Origin of the sequence: Microbacterium sp. MYb72, assembly GCF_002979415.1 — a bacterium.
GTDB classification, from domain to species: domain Bacteria; phylum Actinomycetota; class Actinomycetes; order Actinomycetales; family Microbacteriaceae; genus Microbacterium; species Microbacterium natoriense.
Genome location: NZ_PCOT01000002.1, coordinates 157,244 through 170,666, shown reverse-complemented (window position 1 = coordinate 170,666; position 13,423 = coordinate 157,244). Strand labels below are relative to the sequence as shown.

At 69.8% G+C, this 13,423-nt stretch carries 11 protein-coding genes and 1 riboswitch; of the genes, 6 read left to right on the top strand and 5 right to left on the bottom strand.

Features of this window, described 5'->3' with window-relative positions:
• Positions 1 to 19: 19 nt before the first annotated feature.
• The 5 genes from CQ047_RS01800 to CQ047_RS01780 are packed head-to-tail and all read right to left on the bottom strand — an operon-like array spanning position 20 to position 5,541.
• On the bottom strand, positions 20 to 1,150 hold the full coding sequence (locus CQ047_RS01800; RefSeq protein ID WP_105672557.1) for a cysteine desulfurase family protein: 1,131 nt from the start codon (positions 1,148 to 1,150) through the stop codon (positions 20 to 22).
• Positions 1,150 to 2,001 carry a carboxylating nicotinate-nucleotide diphosphorylase gene (gene nadC / locus CQ047_RS01795; RefSeq protein ID WP_105672556.1) on the bottom strand — a complete coding sequence of 284 codons (852 nt, stop codon included), beginning with the start codon at positions 1,999 to 2,001 and terminating at the stop codon, positions 1,150 to 1,152. Before nadC ends, CQ047_RS01800 begins: the two co-directional genes overlap by 1 nt.
• On the bottom strand, positions 2,001 to 3,509 hold the full coding sequence (gene nadB / locus CQ047_RS01790; RefSeq protein WP_105672555.1) for an L-aspartate oxidase: 1,509 nt from the start codon (positions 3,507 to 3,509) through the stop codon (positions 2,001 to 2,003). Before nadB ends, nadC begins: the two co-directional genes overlap by 1 nt.
• A complete protein-coding gene (nadA, locus tag CQ047_RS01785; RefSeq protein ID WP_105672554.1) occupies positions 3,506 to 4,834 on the bottom strand; it encodes a quinolinate synthase NadA in 1,329 nt (442 codons plus the stop codon). The genes nadB and nadA overlap by 4 nt, the downstream gene beginning before the upstream one ends.
• Positions 4,831 to 5,541, bottom strand: a complete 711-nt coding sequence (locus CQ047_RS01780) for an NUDIX domain-containing protein (RefSeq protein WP_105672553.1) — start codon at positions 5,539 to 5,541, stop codon at positions 4,831 to 4,833. The genes nadA and CQ047_RS01780 overlap by 4 nt, the downstream gene beginning before the upstream one ends.
• A gap of 243 nt (positions 5,542 to 5,784) precedes the next feature.
• On the opposite strand from CQ047_RS01780, the gene CQ047_RS01775 reads away from it, so the two are divergent.
• The 6 genes from CQ047_RS01775 to gcvH all read left to right on the top strand — a co-directional run bounded on the left by CQ047_RS01775 (position 5,785) and on the right by gcvH (position 13,409).
• Positions 5,785 to 7,125 (top strand): extracellular solute-binding protein, encoded by a 1,341-nt coding sequence (locus CQ047_RS01775; protein WP_105672552.1) that lies wholly within the window; start codon positions 5,785 to 5,787, stop codon positions 7,123 to 7,125.
• Positions 7,126 to 7,190: 65 nt separating this feature from the next.
• A complete protein-coding gene (locus tag CQ047_RS01770) occupies positions 7,191 to 8,138 on the top strand; it encodes a carbohydrate ABC transporter permease (RefSeq protein ID WP_105672551.1) in 948 nt (315 codons plus the stop codon).
• A complete protein-coding gene (locus CQ047_RS01765; protein WP_374954047.1) occupies positions 8,135 to 9,040 on the top strand; it encodes a carbohydrate ABC transporter permease in 906 nt (301 codons plus the stop codon). The genes CQ047_RS01770 and CQ047_RS01765 overlap by 4 nt, the downstream gene beginning before the upstream one ends.
• Positions 9,041 to 9,259: 219 nt before the next feature.
• A complete protein-coding gene (locus CQ047_RS01760; RefSeq protein WP_105672549.1) occupies positions 9,260 to 11,581 on the top strand; it encodes a chitobiase/beta-hexosaminidase C-terminal domain-containing protein in 2,322 nt (773 codons plus the stop codon).
• Between the two features lie 116 nt (positions 11,582 to 11,697).
• Positions 11,698 to 11,792: riboswitch (glycine riboswitch) on the top strand.
• A gap of 136 nt (positions 11,793 to 11,928) precedes the next feature.
• The gene (gene gcvT / locus CQ047_RS01755) at positions 11,929 to 13,035 is read left to right on the top strand and encodes a glycine cleavage system aminomethyltransferase GcvT (protein ID WP_105672548.1); all 1,107 of its coding nucleotides are present in this window, start codon (positions 11,929 to 11,931) and stop codon (positions 13,033 to 13,035) included.
• Positions 13,032 to 13,409: a glycine cleavage system protein GcvH gene (gene gcvH, locus CQ047_RS01750; protein WP_105672547.1), complete on the top strand. Its 378-nt coding sequence runs from the start codon at positions 13,032 to 13,034 to the stop codon at positions 13,407 to 13,409. Before gcvT ends, gcvH begins: the two co-directional genes overlap by 4 nt.
• The last annotated feature ends 14 nt before the right edge of the window (positions 13,410 to 13,423 follow it).

The following is a 13,423-nucleotide window of genomic DNA, read 5'->3' as shown; positions in this document are numbered from 1 at the left end:
CGGATGCGCCGGAGGCGGCTCAGCGATCGGCGACGGAGCGCACGGACTCCGCGACGAGAGCCGCGAGCTGCGCTGCGGCATCATCGGGGAGAGCCTCCCGCCCGAACGTGAAGCGCACCGAGGTCTGCGCCACCTCGGGCGGGATGCCGCAGGCCAGCAGCACATGCGAGGGTTCGTCGCTTCCGGCGGCGCAGGCCGAACCGCTCGACGACACGACTCCGCGGCGCTCCAGCTCCAGCAGCACCGCCTCGCCGCTGACCCCGGCGAAGGTGAAGCTCGCGGTGCCGGGAAGCCGGTGCACCGGGTCGCCGGTCAGAGCGGCCTGCGGAACGGAGGCGAGCACTCCGGCGATGAAGCGCTGCGTGAATGCACCGACTCCGGCCGCGACATCGGAGCGCTCCGCGTCGGCGAGTTCCAGGGCGGTCGCCAGAGCTACCGCGCTCGCGACGTTCTCGGTGCCGGAGCGGCGCCCGCGCTCCTGTCCGCCGCCGTGCAGCAGCGGCTCCAGCGGGATCCGTCCGCGCACGGCCAGCGCTCCGATGCCCTTCGGTGCGCCGAGCTTGTGGCCGGCGATCGCGATGGAGCCCGTACCGAGACCGTCGAGCGGCAGCCACCCGGCGGACTGCACGGCGTCGACGTGCAGCACGGCGCCGGCCTGGTCGACCACGGCCGCGATCGCGAGGACGTCCTGCACCGTGCCGATCTCGTTGTTCGCGTGGCCGAGAGCGACCAGCGCGGTGTCGTCGCGGAGCACGGCGGCGACGGCATCCGGCGTGATCCGCCCTGCCGAGTCGACGGCAGGCGAGGTCACCTCGATGCCGTGGAAGCGGCGCAGGTAGTCGGCCGACTCGAGGATCGATTCGTGCTCTATGGGGGAGACGACCAGATGCCGCCGCGGGGAGGCGAGCACGATCCCCTTGACCGCGAGGTTGTTGGCCTCGGTGCCGCCGCTCGTGAAGACGACGTCTCCCGCGCGCATCCCGAGCACCCGCGCCACGCGTCGGCGGGCGTCGTCGAGCGCGCTCGCCGCGGCCTCGCCGACCGTGTGGTGACTCGAGGGATTGCCGAAGACCCCGGTCAGGTACGGGCGCATCGCCTCGAGCACCTCCGGTCGCACCGGCGAGGTGGCGGCGTGATCCAGGTACAGCATCAGTCGATCCTGACGTCCAGCCCGAGGTCGAGGGCACGGGCGGAGTGCGTCAGGGCGCCGACGGAGATCACGTCGACGCCGGTGGCCGCGATGGCCGCGACGGTGTCGAGGCTGACGCCGCCGGAGGCCTCGACCTGTGCGCGATCGCCGATGAGCGCGACGCCCGCCCGCAGGTCGTCCAGCGAGAAGTTGTCCAGCAGCACGGTGTGGGCGCCGCCGTCGAGCACGGCCGGGATCTGATCGAGCCGGTCGACCTCGACCACGATGTGCATCGAGTGGGGGAGGTGCGCGAAGGCGTCGCGAAGCCTCCCGGCGAGGTCGCCGCCGGCGCGCTGCAGCACGGCGAGGTGGTTGTCCTTCGCCATCACGGCGTCCGACAGGGAGAACCGGTGGTTGCGGCCGCCGCCGGAGAACACGGCGTGCCGCTCGAACGCGCGGAGTCCCGGTGTCGTCTTGCGCGTGTCGGCGATGCGGACGCCGGTTCCCTCCACGGCGCGGACGTATGCCGCCGTGAGAGTGGCGATGCCGCTCATGCGCTGCGTGAAGTTCAGTGCGATGCGCTCGGCGGTGAGGATGCTCCGCGCGGATCCCGTGACCGAGGCGAGGACATCTCCGGGGCGGAACTCGTCGCCGTCGCCGACGTGCACGTCGACGACGAGGGACGGGTCGGTGAGGGCGAACGCGGCGGTGAAGACCTCGCCGCCGCTGAACACCCCGCTCTCGCGCGCGACGAGGTCGGCGGTCGCCGTCGCGTCGGCTGGCAGAAGGGTCGTGCTGGTGAGGTCGCCCCAGGGGGCGTCCTCGTCGAGGGCGGCGGCGACGACGCGGGTGACGGTGGCTGCGGTGAGCATCAGACTCTCTCCAGACGAGGGGCTTCGAGGTAGTGGGCGCCGACGCTCGCGGTGCGGTTCCGTGCGGCGGAGGCGGTCTCGGCGGCGAGGAGGAGGAGATTCGCGTCTTCGTGCTCGGCGACGGTGGCAGAGGCGACGGCATCCGCCTGCCAGGCCAGGATGACGTCGATGGCGCGCGCGAGCCCGTCCTCTGTGCGGAGGAGGCCCACGTCGTCCCACATGAGCCGCTGGAGCGCCGCGCGGGTGAAGCTCTCGTGACCGCCCCGGTGGCGAACCCGGTCGCTGCGGTCGCGAACCTGGTCGGCGAGGCGCGGGGAAGCCGACCGGTTTCGCGACCGGAACGGCGGGTGCGGGTCCGAGAGCGCCGCGGCTGCTCTGGCCCCGAAGACGGCGCCCTCCAGCAGCGAGTTGCTCGCGAGGCGGTTGGCGCCGTGCACGCCGGTGCGCGCGGTCTCGCCGACGGCGAAGAGTCCGGGAAGGGTCGTGCGGCCGTCGAGATCCGTGACGACGCCGCCCATCAGGTAGTGGGCGGCCGGGGTCACAGGGATCGGCTCTCCTGCCCAGTCGAATCCGCGCTCGCGGGTCACCCGGTCGATGGTGGGGAAGCGCTCCGCCAGCCGTGCCGCGCCCAGCATGGTCGCGTCCAGCCGGACCGGGGAACCCTGCGCCGCCGCCTGCCTGGCGATCGCGCGGGATACCACGTCGCGGGGGGCGAGCTCGCCGTCGGGGTGGGTGTCGAACACGAAACGGCGGCCCTCGTCGTCGATCAGGGTCGCGCCCTCGCCGCGCACGGCCTCGGAGACGAGGAACGCGGGCTCCGACACGAGGATCGTCGGGTGGAACTGCACGAACTCCAGATCGGCGACCGCGGCACCGGCGCGGAGCGCCGCGGCGATCCCGTCGCCGGTGGTTCCGAGCGGGTTCGTCGTGTGCGCGTAGAGGTGCCCGGCTCCTCCGGTCGCGAGGATGACGGCATCCGTCTCGCGCTCCACCAGACGTCCGTCGACGAGAGTGCGGATGCCGTGCACCGATCCGTCGCGCATCAGGAGGTCGACGAGGAAGGCGTGCTCCGTGACGTCGATGCTCGTGTGCCGCACCGCGGCGACCAGTGCCAGGGAGATCGCGGCGCCCGTGGCGTCGCCGCCCGCATGGACGATGCGTGCATGGCTGTGCGCGGCCTCGCGTCCGAGCAGGAGCCGCCCGTCGGGTGCCCGGTCGAACGCGACGCCGCGCGCGATCAGCTCGGCGATGCGCGCGGCCGCGTCGTCGACGAGCACGTCGACGGCGGCGGCGTCCGACAGCCCCGCGCCGGCGGCCATCGTGTCGGCGGCGTGCCGAGCGGCCGAGTCCCCTGGTCCGTAGACGCCCGCGACCCCGCCCTGCGCGAACCCGGTGCAGCCGTCGCCGAGCGCGCCCTTGGTCACGAGCGAGACCCGATGCCCCGCCTCGTGCGCGTGCAGCGCCGCAGTCAGCCCGGCGATGCCCGAGCCGACGACGATGACGTTCATCTCGCGCCCGCCGTGACCGGGGGCTTCGCCGCGAGCATCCGTTCGAGCGCGACACGGGCGGGAGCCGCCACGTCGTCAGACACCGTGATCCGGTTGGGCGTGCGTCCGGCGACGAGCTCCTCCAGCACCCAGGCCAGGTAGCCGGGGTGGATGCGGTACATCGTCGAGCACGGGCACACGACAGGGTCGAGGCAGAAGATCTCGTGCTGCGGGTACTGGGCCGCCAAGCGCCGCACCAGGTTGATCTCGGTTCCGACGGCGAAGGTCGTAGGCGTGGTCGCCGCCTCGATCGCCTTGCGGATGTAGTCGGTGGAACCAGCCTCGTCGGCGGCGTCGACGACCTCCATCGGGCACTCGGGGTGCACGATCACGCGCACACCGGGGTGCTCGGCGCGGGCCTGATCGATCTGCGCGACGGTGAACCGGCGGTGCACGGAGCAGAACCCGTGCCACAGGATGACCTGCGCATCGGCCAGCTCGTCGGCGGTCGAGCCGCCGAGCGCCCTGCGAGGATTCCACATCGGCATCCGATCCAGCGGAACGCCCATCGCCTTGGCGGTGTTGCGGCCCAGGTGCTGATCGGGGAAGAACAGCACGCGCCTCCCGCGCTCGAACGCCCACTCCAGCACGGTCGCGGCGTTCGACGAGGTGCACACGATGCCGCCGTGACGGCCGACGAAGCCCTTGATCGCCGCAGAGGAATTCATGTACGTGACGGGGATCACCGGGACGCGCCCGTCGTCGTCGACCGCGTCCATGTCGCCGTAGATCTCGGCGAGCTGCTCCCAGCAGTCCTCGACCTGGTCGATGTCGGCCATGTCGGCCATGGAGCACCCGGCGGCGAGGTTCGGCAGGATGACGGCCTGGTCCGGTGTGGAGAGCAGGTCGGCGGTCTCGGCCATGAAGTGCACGCCGCAGAAGACGATCGCCTCGGCATCCGTCCGGCCCTTCGCGGCCGTGGCGAGCTGGAACGAGTCGCCCACGTAGTCGGCGTGTCGCACGACCTCCTCGCGCTGGTAGAAGTGGCCGAGCACGACGACCCGGTCTCCCAGCGTCTCCTTCGCGGCGCGGATGCGGGCGTCGAGCTCGTCTTCGTCCGCTTCGCGGTACTCGACCGGCAGCTCACCCTGCCGGGGTGCGCCGGTGGGGATCACGTCGCCCATCGAGGAGCCGGGGCCGTAGCCGGGACGGGTGTCGAAGTCCCAGGGGCCGGCCGCGAGATCGGTGCTGCAGGTGGCGTCTGTCGACGCCCCGCTCACGATCTCCTGGAGCTGGTGGTCGACCGACGGGTCGAGGCGGGTGACGGGGATGAAGGTGATGCTCATCGGATGCTCGTTTCCTCGGGGCCGAGCGGGCCGCGATCGGCCAGCGCGACATCGGTGTTGTAGCGGTAGAGACGTGCGGGGCGGTGACTTCCGGTGCGGAAGCGGTCGGTGGGGAGCAGGTTGCCTGAGGCCTCGACCTGGCGACGGAAGTTCGCCGGGTCGAGGGACCTGCCGAGGATCGCCTCGTACGCCTCGCGCAGATCGGCGAGGGTGAACTCGGCGGGGAGGAATCCGTGGGCGACGCGGCTGTAGCCGACCTTGTTGCGGAGTCGCCAGAGCGCGTACTCGATGATCTTCGCGTGGTCGAAAGCCAGCTCGGGCAGGGCGTCGATCTCGAACCAGCGCACGTTCTCGGGGGCGAGACCCGAGGCGCGGTGAGCGGCGATCTGGGCATCGACGTCGTCCTGTCGCAACAGCGCCCAGTAGACGAGGGAGACGACCCTGGTGGGGGAGCGGTCGACCGCTCCGAACGCGTAGAGCTGCTCGAGGTAGCTCGGAGAGAGGCCCGTCGTCTCGGCGAGTGTGCGGGCGGATGCATCGACGGGGGACTCCGCTGCCGTGAGCCATCCGCCGGGGAGCGCCCACTGGTCCGCGAAGGGCTCGCGCGTCCGCAGCACGAGCGGAAGGGCGAGCACGGCGGCGCCCGACTCCGCGCGCCGCAGCGTGAGGATGACGGTCGAGACCGCCACGCGGATGCTTTGAGTCATAGTTACCTTAACCTCCGCTGTCGATCTTAGTGTCCTTTCGACCTTTAGGGGGGAATCATGACGGATCCGAGGGTCGAGGCCGAAACGTTACCTCCGGTCGGCGTCGAGGGTTGTCACCCCGAGCAGGGTTTGTTAGGTTGCTGTCCTAACAAACCTTTCGCGGTTTGTTCAATGGACCTCACCCGGGGTTCGACTCCATCCGGAGATCCCTCCTGCAGTGCAGCACCGAGAGGAAACACCAGAATGATCCGAAATGGGAAGCGCAGACTCGCGCTCACCGCTCTCGCGGGGGCCTCGGCTCTCGCCCTCACCCTGACCGGCTGCGCCGGCGGGGGAGACACGCCCTCTGGCGATGCTCCCGCCGGCTTCGATGCCGAGGGAGCCAAAGGCCAGGACATCACGTTCTGGGTCATGGGCGGTGACACGCCGGACGAGGCGCGCGAGTACCTCGTCGACCACTACAAGCAGGCGACCGGCGGCACGCTGAAGATCCAGCAGCAGGACTGGACCGACGCCCTCACGAAGCTGACGAACCAGCTCCCCGACGCGAAGAACACCCCCGACGTCACCGAGATCGGCAACACGTGGTCGCCGACCTTCACCACGGCCGGCGCCTTCTCCGACCTGAGCCCGATCTACGAGGACCTCGGCGGAGACAAGCTGCTCCACTCCTTCGTCGAGGTCGGCGAGGTCGACGGCAAGCAGTACGCGCTGCCCTACTACTTCGGCTCGCGCTACGTCACCTACCGCAAGGACATCTGGCAGGCCGCGGGGCTCGAGGTCCCCACCACGCTCGAGGAGTTCAACGCCGACGTCGCGAAGCTCAAGACGCCCGGACAGTCCGGGTTCTACATCGGCGGTCAGGACTGGCGCAACGGCGTGTCGTGGGTGTTCGCGAACGGCGGCGAGCTGGCGAAGAAGGACGGCGACAAGTGGGTCTCGACGCTCTCCGACGCCAAGACGATCACCGGACTGGAGCAGTTCCAGACCCTGTTCGAGGACGCCTCGAACGCGCCGGCGACCGAGGATGACTCGACCCCGTGGGTCAACATCAACAACGACAAGGACGGCGCGGCGCCCTCTGCCGCGACCATCATCGCTCCGGGATGGGCGCACTGGTCGATCGGCGACTACGTCGGCGATGACGACAAGGGCAACGAGAAGCGCGAGTGGAACGACGAGGTCTTCGGCGTCTTCCCGCTGCCCGGCACGACGGCGGGCGAGCCCGCACCCGTGTTCGCGGGCGGATCCAACATCGCCATCTCGGCGAAGAGCACGAAGCAGGCCGGCGCCAAGGAGCTGCTGCGCATCATCTTCTCCGACGACTACCAGAAGCTGCTGGCCAAGAACGGCCTCGGTCCGGCCAACACCGACTTCGTCGGCGACCTCGGTGACGACCAGTTCGCGAAGGCTCTGGTCGACTCCGCGCTGAACTCGAAGCTCACCCCGGCGGCACCCGGCTGGGCGGCGGTCGAGGGGCAGAAGATCCTCGAGGAGTTCTTCGGCAAGATCGCCGAGGGCGGCGACGTGAAGGCCTTGGCGAAGGAGTACGACGCCAAGATCGATGCGATCATCAACGGCTGACGCCTGCGGCGGGGCTGGACTCCGGTCCAGCCCCGCCGCATTCTGATCCTCGGATTCGTGATCTCATGACCCTCACCGCACCTTCTCCGTCGACGGCATCCGTCGACGTCCCCCCGGCGCGCCGCCGGAACTGGGCCCCCTACGTCCTGATCCTCGGCGCGTCGCTCGTCCTCCTCCTCGGCATGGGCTATCCCGTCGTCTGGCAGATCATCACCTCGTTCCAGAAGTACGGGGCGCTCCAGCAGCTGGGCGGCAAGGCCCCGGACTTCGTCTGGTTCGCCAACTACATCTCCATCGCGCAGAACGCCACGTTCTGGGAGGTGACGCTGCGCTCGGTCCTCTTCTGCATCGTCACCGCGGCGATCACCGTGGTCGTGGGCGTCCTCATGGCGCTCCTCATGACGAAGGTGCCCGCCGCCGTCCGTTTCATCCTGCAGATTGCACTCCTGCTGGCCTGGGCCATGCCCGTGATCGCGGCGATGACCGTGTGGATCTGGCTGTTCGACCGGCGCCGCGGCGTCGTCAACTACCTGCTGAACCTCATCCCGGGGGTCGACGTCGGACAGTTCAACTGGATCGGCACGACTCCGGCGCTGTTCTTCATGGTCGCCGGGATCATCATCATCTGGATGTCCGTCCCGTTCGTCGCCTTCTCGGCCTACGCCGGTCTGACCCAGGTCAGCGGAGAGGTGCTCGAGGCGAGCCAGCTCGACGGCGCCGGCGCGTGGCAGCGGTTCCGCTACGTGATGTTCCCCGTGCTCAAGCCCGTCATCGCGATCGTGCTGTTGCTGAACCTGATCTGGGACCTCCGGGTGTTCGCGCAGATCACCCTCCTGCAGGACGCCGGGCCGAAGTCCACCGACTACGACCTGCTCGGCACCTACATCTACAAGACCGGCGTGGCCGGATTCGACTACGGTGCGGGGGCGGCGATGTCGATCTTCGTGCTCGCGATCACGATCGCGCTGAGCTGGTTCTACGTGCGCAGCCTCATCAAGGAGGAGACATCATGATGACAGCGGTCGCAGAGCGACGCGCCGAATCGGGCGTCGCCGTCTCGCCGTCTCGGGTGGCCGTGCGCAGGCGCCGTCGGTTCCGGCCGGGCGTGTGGCTGCTCAGCATCCTCGCGCTCGTGCTCGCCGTCATGTGGGCGTTCCCGGTGTACTGGATGGTGAACTCCTCCATGCTGTCCTCGGTGACGTTGGAGGCGGCGACGCCGACCTTCTTCCCCATCGGGGGGAGTCTGAAGAACTTCGAGCGGGTGCTCACCCCCTCCTTCTTCGCCGCCCTCGGAGTGAGCGTCGGTGTGACGCTGCTCTCGGTCGCGGTCTGTCTCGTGTTCGCGTTCCTCGCGTCCATCGCGATCAGCCGGTTCCGGTTCCGGGGCAGGGTGAGCTTCATCATCACGATCCTGCTCATCCAGATGCTCCCCGCCGAGGGGCTGTTCATCGCGCAGTACAAGATGATGTCCGCGATGGGACTGCTGAGCAACGTCTTCGGGCTCAGCATCCTGTACGTCGCGGCCGTCGTGCCGTTCACGATCTGGATGCTGAGAGGGTTCGTCGTCGGCGTGCCGGCAGAGCTCGAGGAGGCGGCCATGATCGACGGGCTGAGCCGCACCCAGGCGTTCATGCGGATCACGCTTCCGCTGCTGGCGCCGGGGCTGGTCGCGTCCGGGGTCTTCGCCTTCCTGCAGTGCTGGAACGAGTTCACGGTGGCGCTCGTGATCATGGAGAACAACCGCACGCTCCCGCTGTGGCTGCGGGGCTTCGTGCAGCAGAGCGCGACGCAGGCGATCGACTGGGGCCAGGTGATGGCGGCGTCGGCGATCGTGGCGATCCCGGTGATCATCTTCTTCGTGATCGTGCAGGGGCGGATGACGAGCGGTCTCGTCGCCGGAGCCGTCAAGGGCTGAGCTCGGAGCGGTGGCGGTGGTCGGATCCGACTGCCGCCACCGTGCGGCATGCCGTGACCTCCTGTTCACCGGGGAGTCGGGGGATTCTCGTCCTGACGGCGACGAGTATGCCGATGTATTCAGCGTTCGTTCAAGCTGTATATACAAGTCGTTGCCCTGATACCGGCACCGTCGATCGTGTCCCGCCCCCGAGGGGCGACCCCGATCGAACGGAGCGCCATGCCCACCCGCCGTCTTGCCGTCCTCGCCCTGGGGGGAGCGGTGCTCTTCGCGGGCCTCCCCGCTCTCACCGGGGCGGCGTCTGCGTCTGCCGTATCCGTCGCCGCCGTCGGCGCGCCGAACGCCGATCTGCCGGCCGGCCGCCACATCGGCACACAACTCGTGACGCTCACGGCGGAGCCCGGTGCGACGATCCGCTACACGCTCGACGGCACGGAGCCGACGGCATCCAGCGCACTGTATGTCGGACCGGTCGAGGTGTCCGCATCCGCGACCCTCACGGCGGTCGCCTTCGCGGGCGCCGCGCAGAGCGCTCCGCTCAGCCGCGGATACGTCATCAAGACCGCGGAGGAGCCGCTCGCCCAGTTCGCCGTGATGAGCGACATCCACCTCTCCTCCGACGCGCCCGACCTCGTCGCCAAATGGCAGACGTACTTCGACGCGCTGCAGCGCATCGCTCCGCACCCCGATGCGATCATCTCCAACGGCGACCAGATCAACGACAACAACCACGACACGGCCGCCGATCACCGCTTCCCCCGCGCGATGCTCGAGCAGAACCTCGCGCGCACCGGGATGAGCGACACCCGCGTGCTGATGAGCTTCGGCAATCACGACGACCTCGTCGACCGCATGGCGGGGCAGTACCCGCGCGACTGGTTCCCGCACACGGGAGCCGGCTACTACGAGACGGAGCTCGGCGGCTTCCCCGCGTTCGTCGTGAACACGGAGGCGTGGAATGCGACCCAGGCGTCGTGGCTCTACGGGCGTCTGAGCGCGATCAGCGCCGACCCCGCGACCCAGGGCTCGCCGGTGTTCGTCTTCGGCCATCGTCCGCTCCCCGGAACCGTGTGGGACGGCGCGCAGTCGTCCAACCCCGGGCTGAAGTCCAACCTGTCCGACTTCCCCCAGGTGGTGTTCTTCTCCGGGCACTCGCACCTGAACATCACCGATGAGCGCTCGATCCACCAGGACGCTTTCACATCGGTGAACGACGGCTCGATGTCGTACGAGGAGACCGACACCATGTACCAGTCCTTCGGTGCGGGGCTCGCCAAGGAGTACACGATCCCCTCGGCGCAGTCCGTGCTCGTCGAGGTCTACGCGGATCGCGTCGAGATCGACCGCATCAACTACGCGGCCGACGAGGGGCGCACCTACGACGATCAGGGCAGATGGGGCTTCCAGAAGAACCCGCCCTTCGCCTCGACCGGCACCATCGCGGGGCCCACCTGGGTGATCGGGCGCGGCGCCACCCCCGCGGCCGTCAAGGAGCGCTTCATCTACACCGCGGCGAATCGCAACACGATCGCACCCGCGTGGGGAGAAGCTGCGCAGCCGACCGTCCGCACGACGGCGACAGGCCTGGTGCTGAACCTGCCCCAGGCCGCCGACGACCAGTACGTCAAGAGCTACGCCGTGACGCTGAAGAACCTGGCGACCGGAAGCACGGCCGAGTTCCTCTCCGCCGGAGACCGGATCAACGCCCAGTACACCCAGTCCCCGCGGCCCGCGGTGCTGCGGATCCCGCTCGCTCTGCGCGCCGGCGGCAAGGTCGGCGGTGCGATCGACCCTACTCTGACCCTCGGCGCCGAGTACGAGGCGACGGTCGTCGCCTACGACTCCTACGCGAACGCGAGCGCCCCGCGGGTCTTCCGCTTCACGGCCGGCGTACTCGATCGTACGGGCTTCGACGCGGCCGTCGCGGCAGCGGAACCGCTCGTCTCCCGCGTCGAGCGGGTGCTCGGAGACGTCACGCCTCCGGAGCGGGACGACTTCGGGTTCGCGGTATCGGATGCCGCGACCGCTCGCGACCTGATCGTCGCGCTGCGGGTGCAGTTCGGCATCCTCGCTCCGGTTGACGCCCGAGCGGCCACCACCCAGGACGAGGTGGATGCCGCCACTGCGGAGATCGACCGACTCGACGGCCTGCTGCAGGCTCAGCTGGTGGCCGTCGATCGGTCCGTGCTCGCGGCGACGATCGAGTCTACGAGGAAGGGCGTCGCCTCGGCCGTGGGCGACGACCGTGCCGCGGCTCGGCGACTGCGGACGGCGGACGAGGCGGCGCGGGCGCTGTCGACGCGGCTGAACGTGCCCCAGCCGTCGATCGATGCCGCAGCGGCCGAGCTCGCCGCGGCGGCGGCAGCGTACGCCTCGGTCGGCCCCGGCGGGGGAACCGTCGTCGTCCCCGGGGCGGACACCGCAGGGGACGGCCTCGCGGCGACCGGCGCGACCGTGCCCGTCATCGCGATGTCGGCCGGAGCCGCCCTGCTCGCGCTCGGCGGGGTGCTCCTCGCGCGTCGTCGGCGCAGCCTGAGCTGACGGCATCCGCTCCCGTCGCACTCCTCCTCGCCCGGACCACTCCGCGCGACGCAAAGTGCGACGGGAGCGGACCCCTCGGAGCCGCTAGACTGAACCCACAACCGAACACAGGCCGTATGACCCACGCGGGAGAGCCCCGGCGAACGCAGCCGGGCACCGAAGGAGCAAGCCTCCCCGCCAATCTCTCAGGTACGCGTACCGCGCGAGTCCGGCCACTCTGAAAAGCGATCTCGCGATCCGCCGACGGTGAAAGCCCCCACGGGTGAAGCTCTCAGGCCCATGACAGAGGGGGAGTTCCAAGGAACGGCGATGCCGCCGTTCCGCCCGTTCCAGCCCGGGAGAACTCCATGTCCGACCCCCGCTACACACCGCTCCGCGAGCGCCACGAGGCGCTCGGGGCATCGTTCACCGACTTCGGCGGCTGGCAGATGCCGGTGCGCTACACGTCCGATCTGGCCGAGCACCACGCCGTTCGCGAGGCCGCCGGGATCTTCGACATCTCGCACATGGCCGAGTTCACGATCGTCGGCGCCGGTGCGGCCGAGTACCTCGACTACGCGCTGGCCGGACGTCTCTCGGCGCTCGCGATCGGCAAGGCGAAGTACTCGCTGCTGCTCGCCGAGACCGGCGGCATCATCGACGACGTCATCGTCTACCGGCTGGGCGAGGACGACTTCCTCATCATCTCCAACGCCGGCAACCGCGAGGCCGTGCGTGCGGCGCTGCGGGAGCGGGTCGCCGGACACGAGGTCGTCGTCGAGGACGTCTCCGACGCCTATGCGCTCATCGCCGTGCAGGGACCTGCCGCCGAGGCCATCCTCGCCGCGACCGAGGGCATCGACGACGTCTCCGTGCCCTGGGCGGAGCAGAAGTACTACGCCTGGGCGAGCGCCACCTTCAACGGCGCGGCCATCCTCCTCGCTCGCACCGGCTACACCGGTGAGGACGGCTTCGAACTTCTCGTCGCAGGCCCCGACGCCACTGCTCTGTGGGACGCGGTGCTCGCCGCCGGCGCCCCGCACGGGCTCGTCCCCGCAGGCCTCGCGGCCCGCGACACGCTGCGTCTCGAGGCGGGCATGCCGCTCTACGGGCATGAGCTCACCCTCGACACCAAGCCGGCCCAGGCGGGTCTCGGCCGCGTGGTCGTCACCGCCAAGGAGCGCTTCGTCGGCAAGGACGGCGTGGATGCCGCAGCAGGCGCCCCCGTGCTCGTCGGCCTGACCGCCGAGGGCAAGCGCGCGGGCCGTGCCGGATACGCCGTCGTCGCCGAGGACGGATCGCCGATCGGCGAGATCACCAGCGGCGCCCTCAGCCCGACGCTCGGCCACCCGATCGCGATGGCTTTCGTCGCTCCTTCTTCCGCGGAAGAGGGAACAGCAGTATTCCTGGATGTGCGGGGGACCAGGATCCCCGCGACCGTGACCGCCCTGCCTTTCTACCGGAGGACCAAATGACCGATCTCACCGCACTCAAGTACAGCGAAGAGCACGAGTGGGTCGCCCTCGACGGCTCCGTGGCGACCGTCGGCATCACCGACTTCGCCGCTGACGCCCTCGGCGACATCGTGTTCGTGGAGCTCCCGGCCGTCGGCACGACGTTCGCCCGCGGCGCCGTGTTCGGCGAAGCGGAGTCGACGAAGTCCGTCTCCGAGCTCTACGCACCCGTCGCGGGCACGATCACGGAGATCAACCAGGCCGTCGTCGACGACCCGGCCCTGCTGAACTCCTCGCCCTTCGAGGACGCATGGCTCGTCAAGGTCGAGGTCGCCGACGGGGCGCTCGACGGACTGCTCGACCGCGACGCCTACGTCGCGCACACGGAGGGCTGATCGACCAGTGGTCT

Bases quoted from the DNA above. Each gene is read 5' to 3' on its own strand.
- CQ047_RS01800 (WP_105672557.1), bottom strand. From the start codon at position 1,150: ATGCTGTACCTGGATCACGCCGCCACCTCGCCGGTGCGACCGGAGGTG.
- CQ047_RS01780 (WP_105672553.1), bottom strand. From the start codon at position 5,541: ATGACTCAAAGCATCCGCGTGGCGGTCTCGACCGTCATCCTCACGCTG.
- nadC (WP_105672556.1), bottom strand. From the start codon at position 2,001: ATGCTCACCGCAGCCACCGTCACCCGCGTCGTCGCCGCCGCCCTCGAC.
- gcvH (WP_105672547.1), top strand. From the start codon at position 13,032: ATGACCGATCTCACCGCACTCAAGTACAGCGAAGAGCACGAGTGGGTC.
- CQ047_RS01775 (WP_105672552.1), top strand. From the start codon at position 5,785: ATGATCCGAAATGGGAAGCGCAGACTCGCGCTCACCGCTCTCGCGGGG.
- nadB (WP_105672555.1), bottom strand. From the start codon at position 3,509: ATGAACGTCATCGTCGTCGGCTCGGGCATCGCCGGGCTGACTGCGGCG.
- gcvT (WP_105672548.1), top strand. From the start codon at position 11,929: ATGTCCGACCCCCGCTACACACCGCTCCGCGAGCGCCACGAGGCGCTC.
- nadA (WP_105672554.1), bottom strand. From the start codon at position 4,834: ATGAGCATCACCTTCATCCCCGTCACCCGCCTCGACCCGTCGGTCGAC.
- CQ047_RS01770 (WP_105672551.1), top strand. From the start codon at position 7,191: ATGACCCTCACCGCACCTTCTCCGTCGACGGCATCCGTCGACGTCCCC.
- CQ047_RS01765 (WP_374954047.1), top strand. From the start codon at position 8,135: ATGATGACAGCGGTCGCAGAGCGACGCGCCGAATCGGGCGTCGCCGTC.
- CQ047_RS01760 (WP_105672549.1), top strand. From the start codon at position 9,260: ATGCCCACCCGCCGTCTTGCCGTCCTCGCCCTGGGGGGAGCGGTGCTC.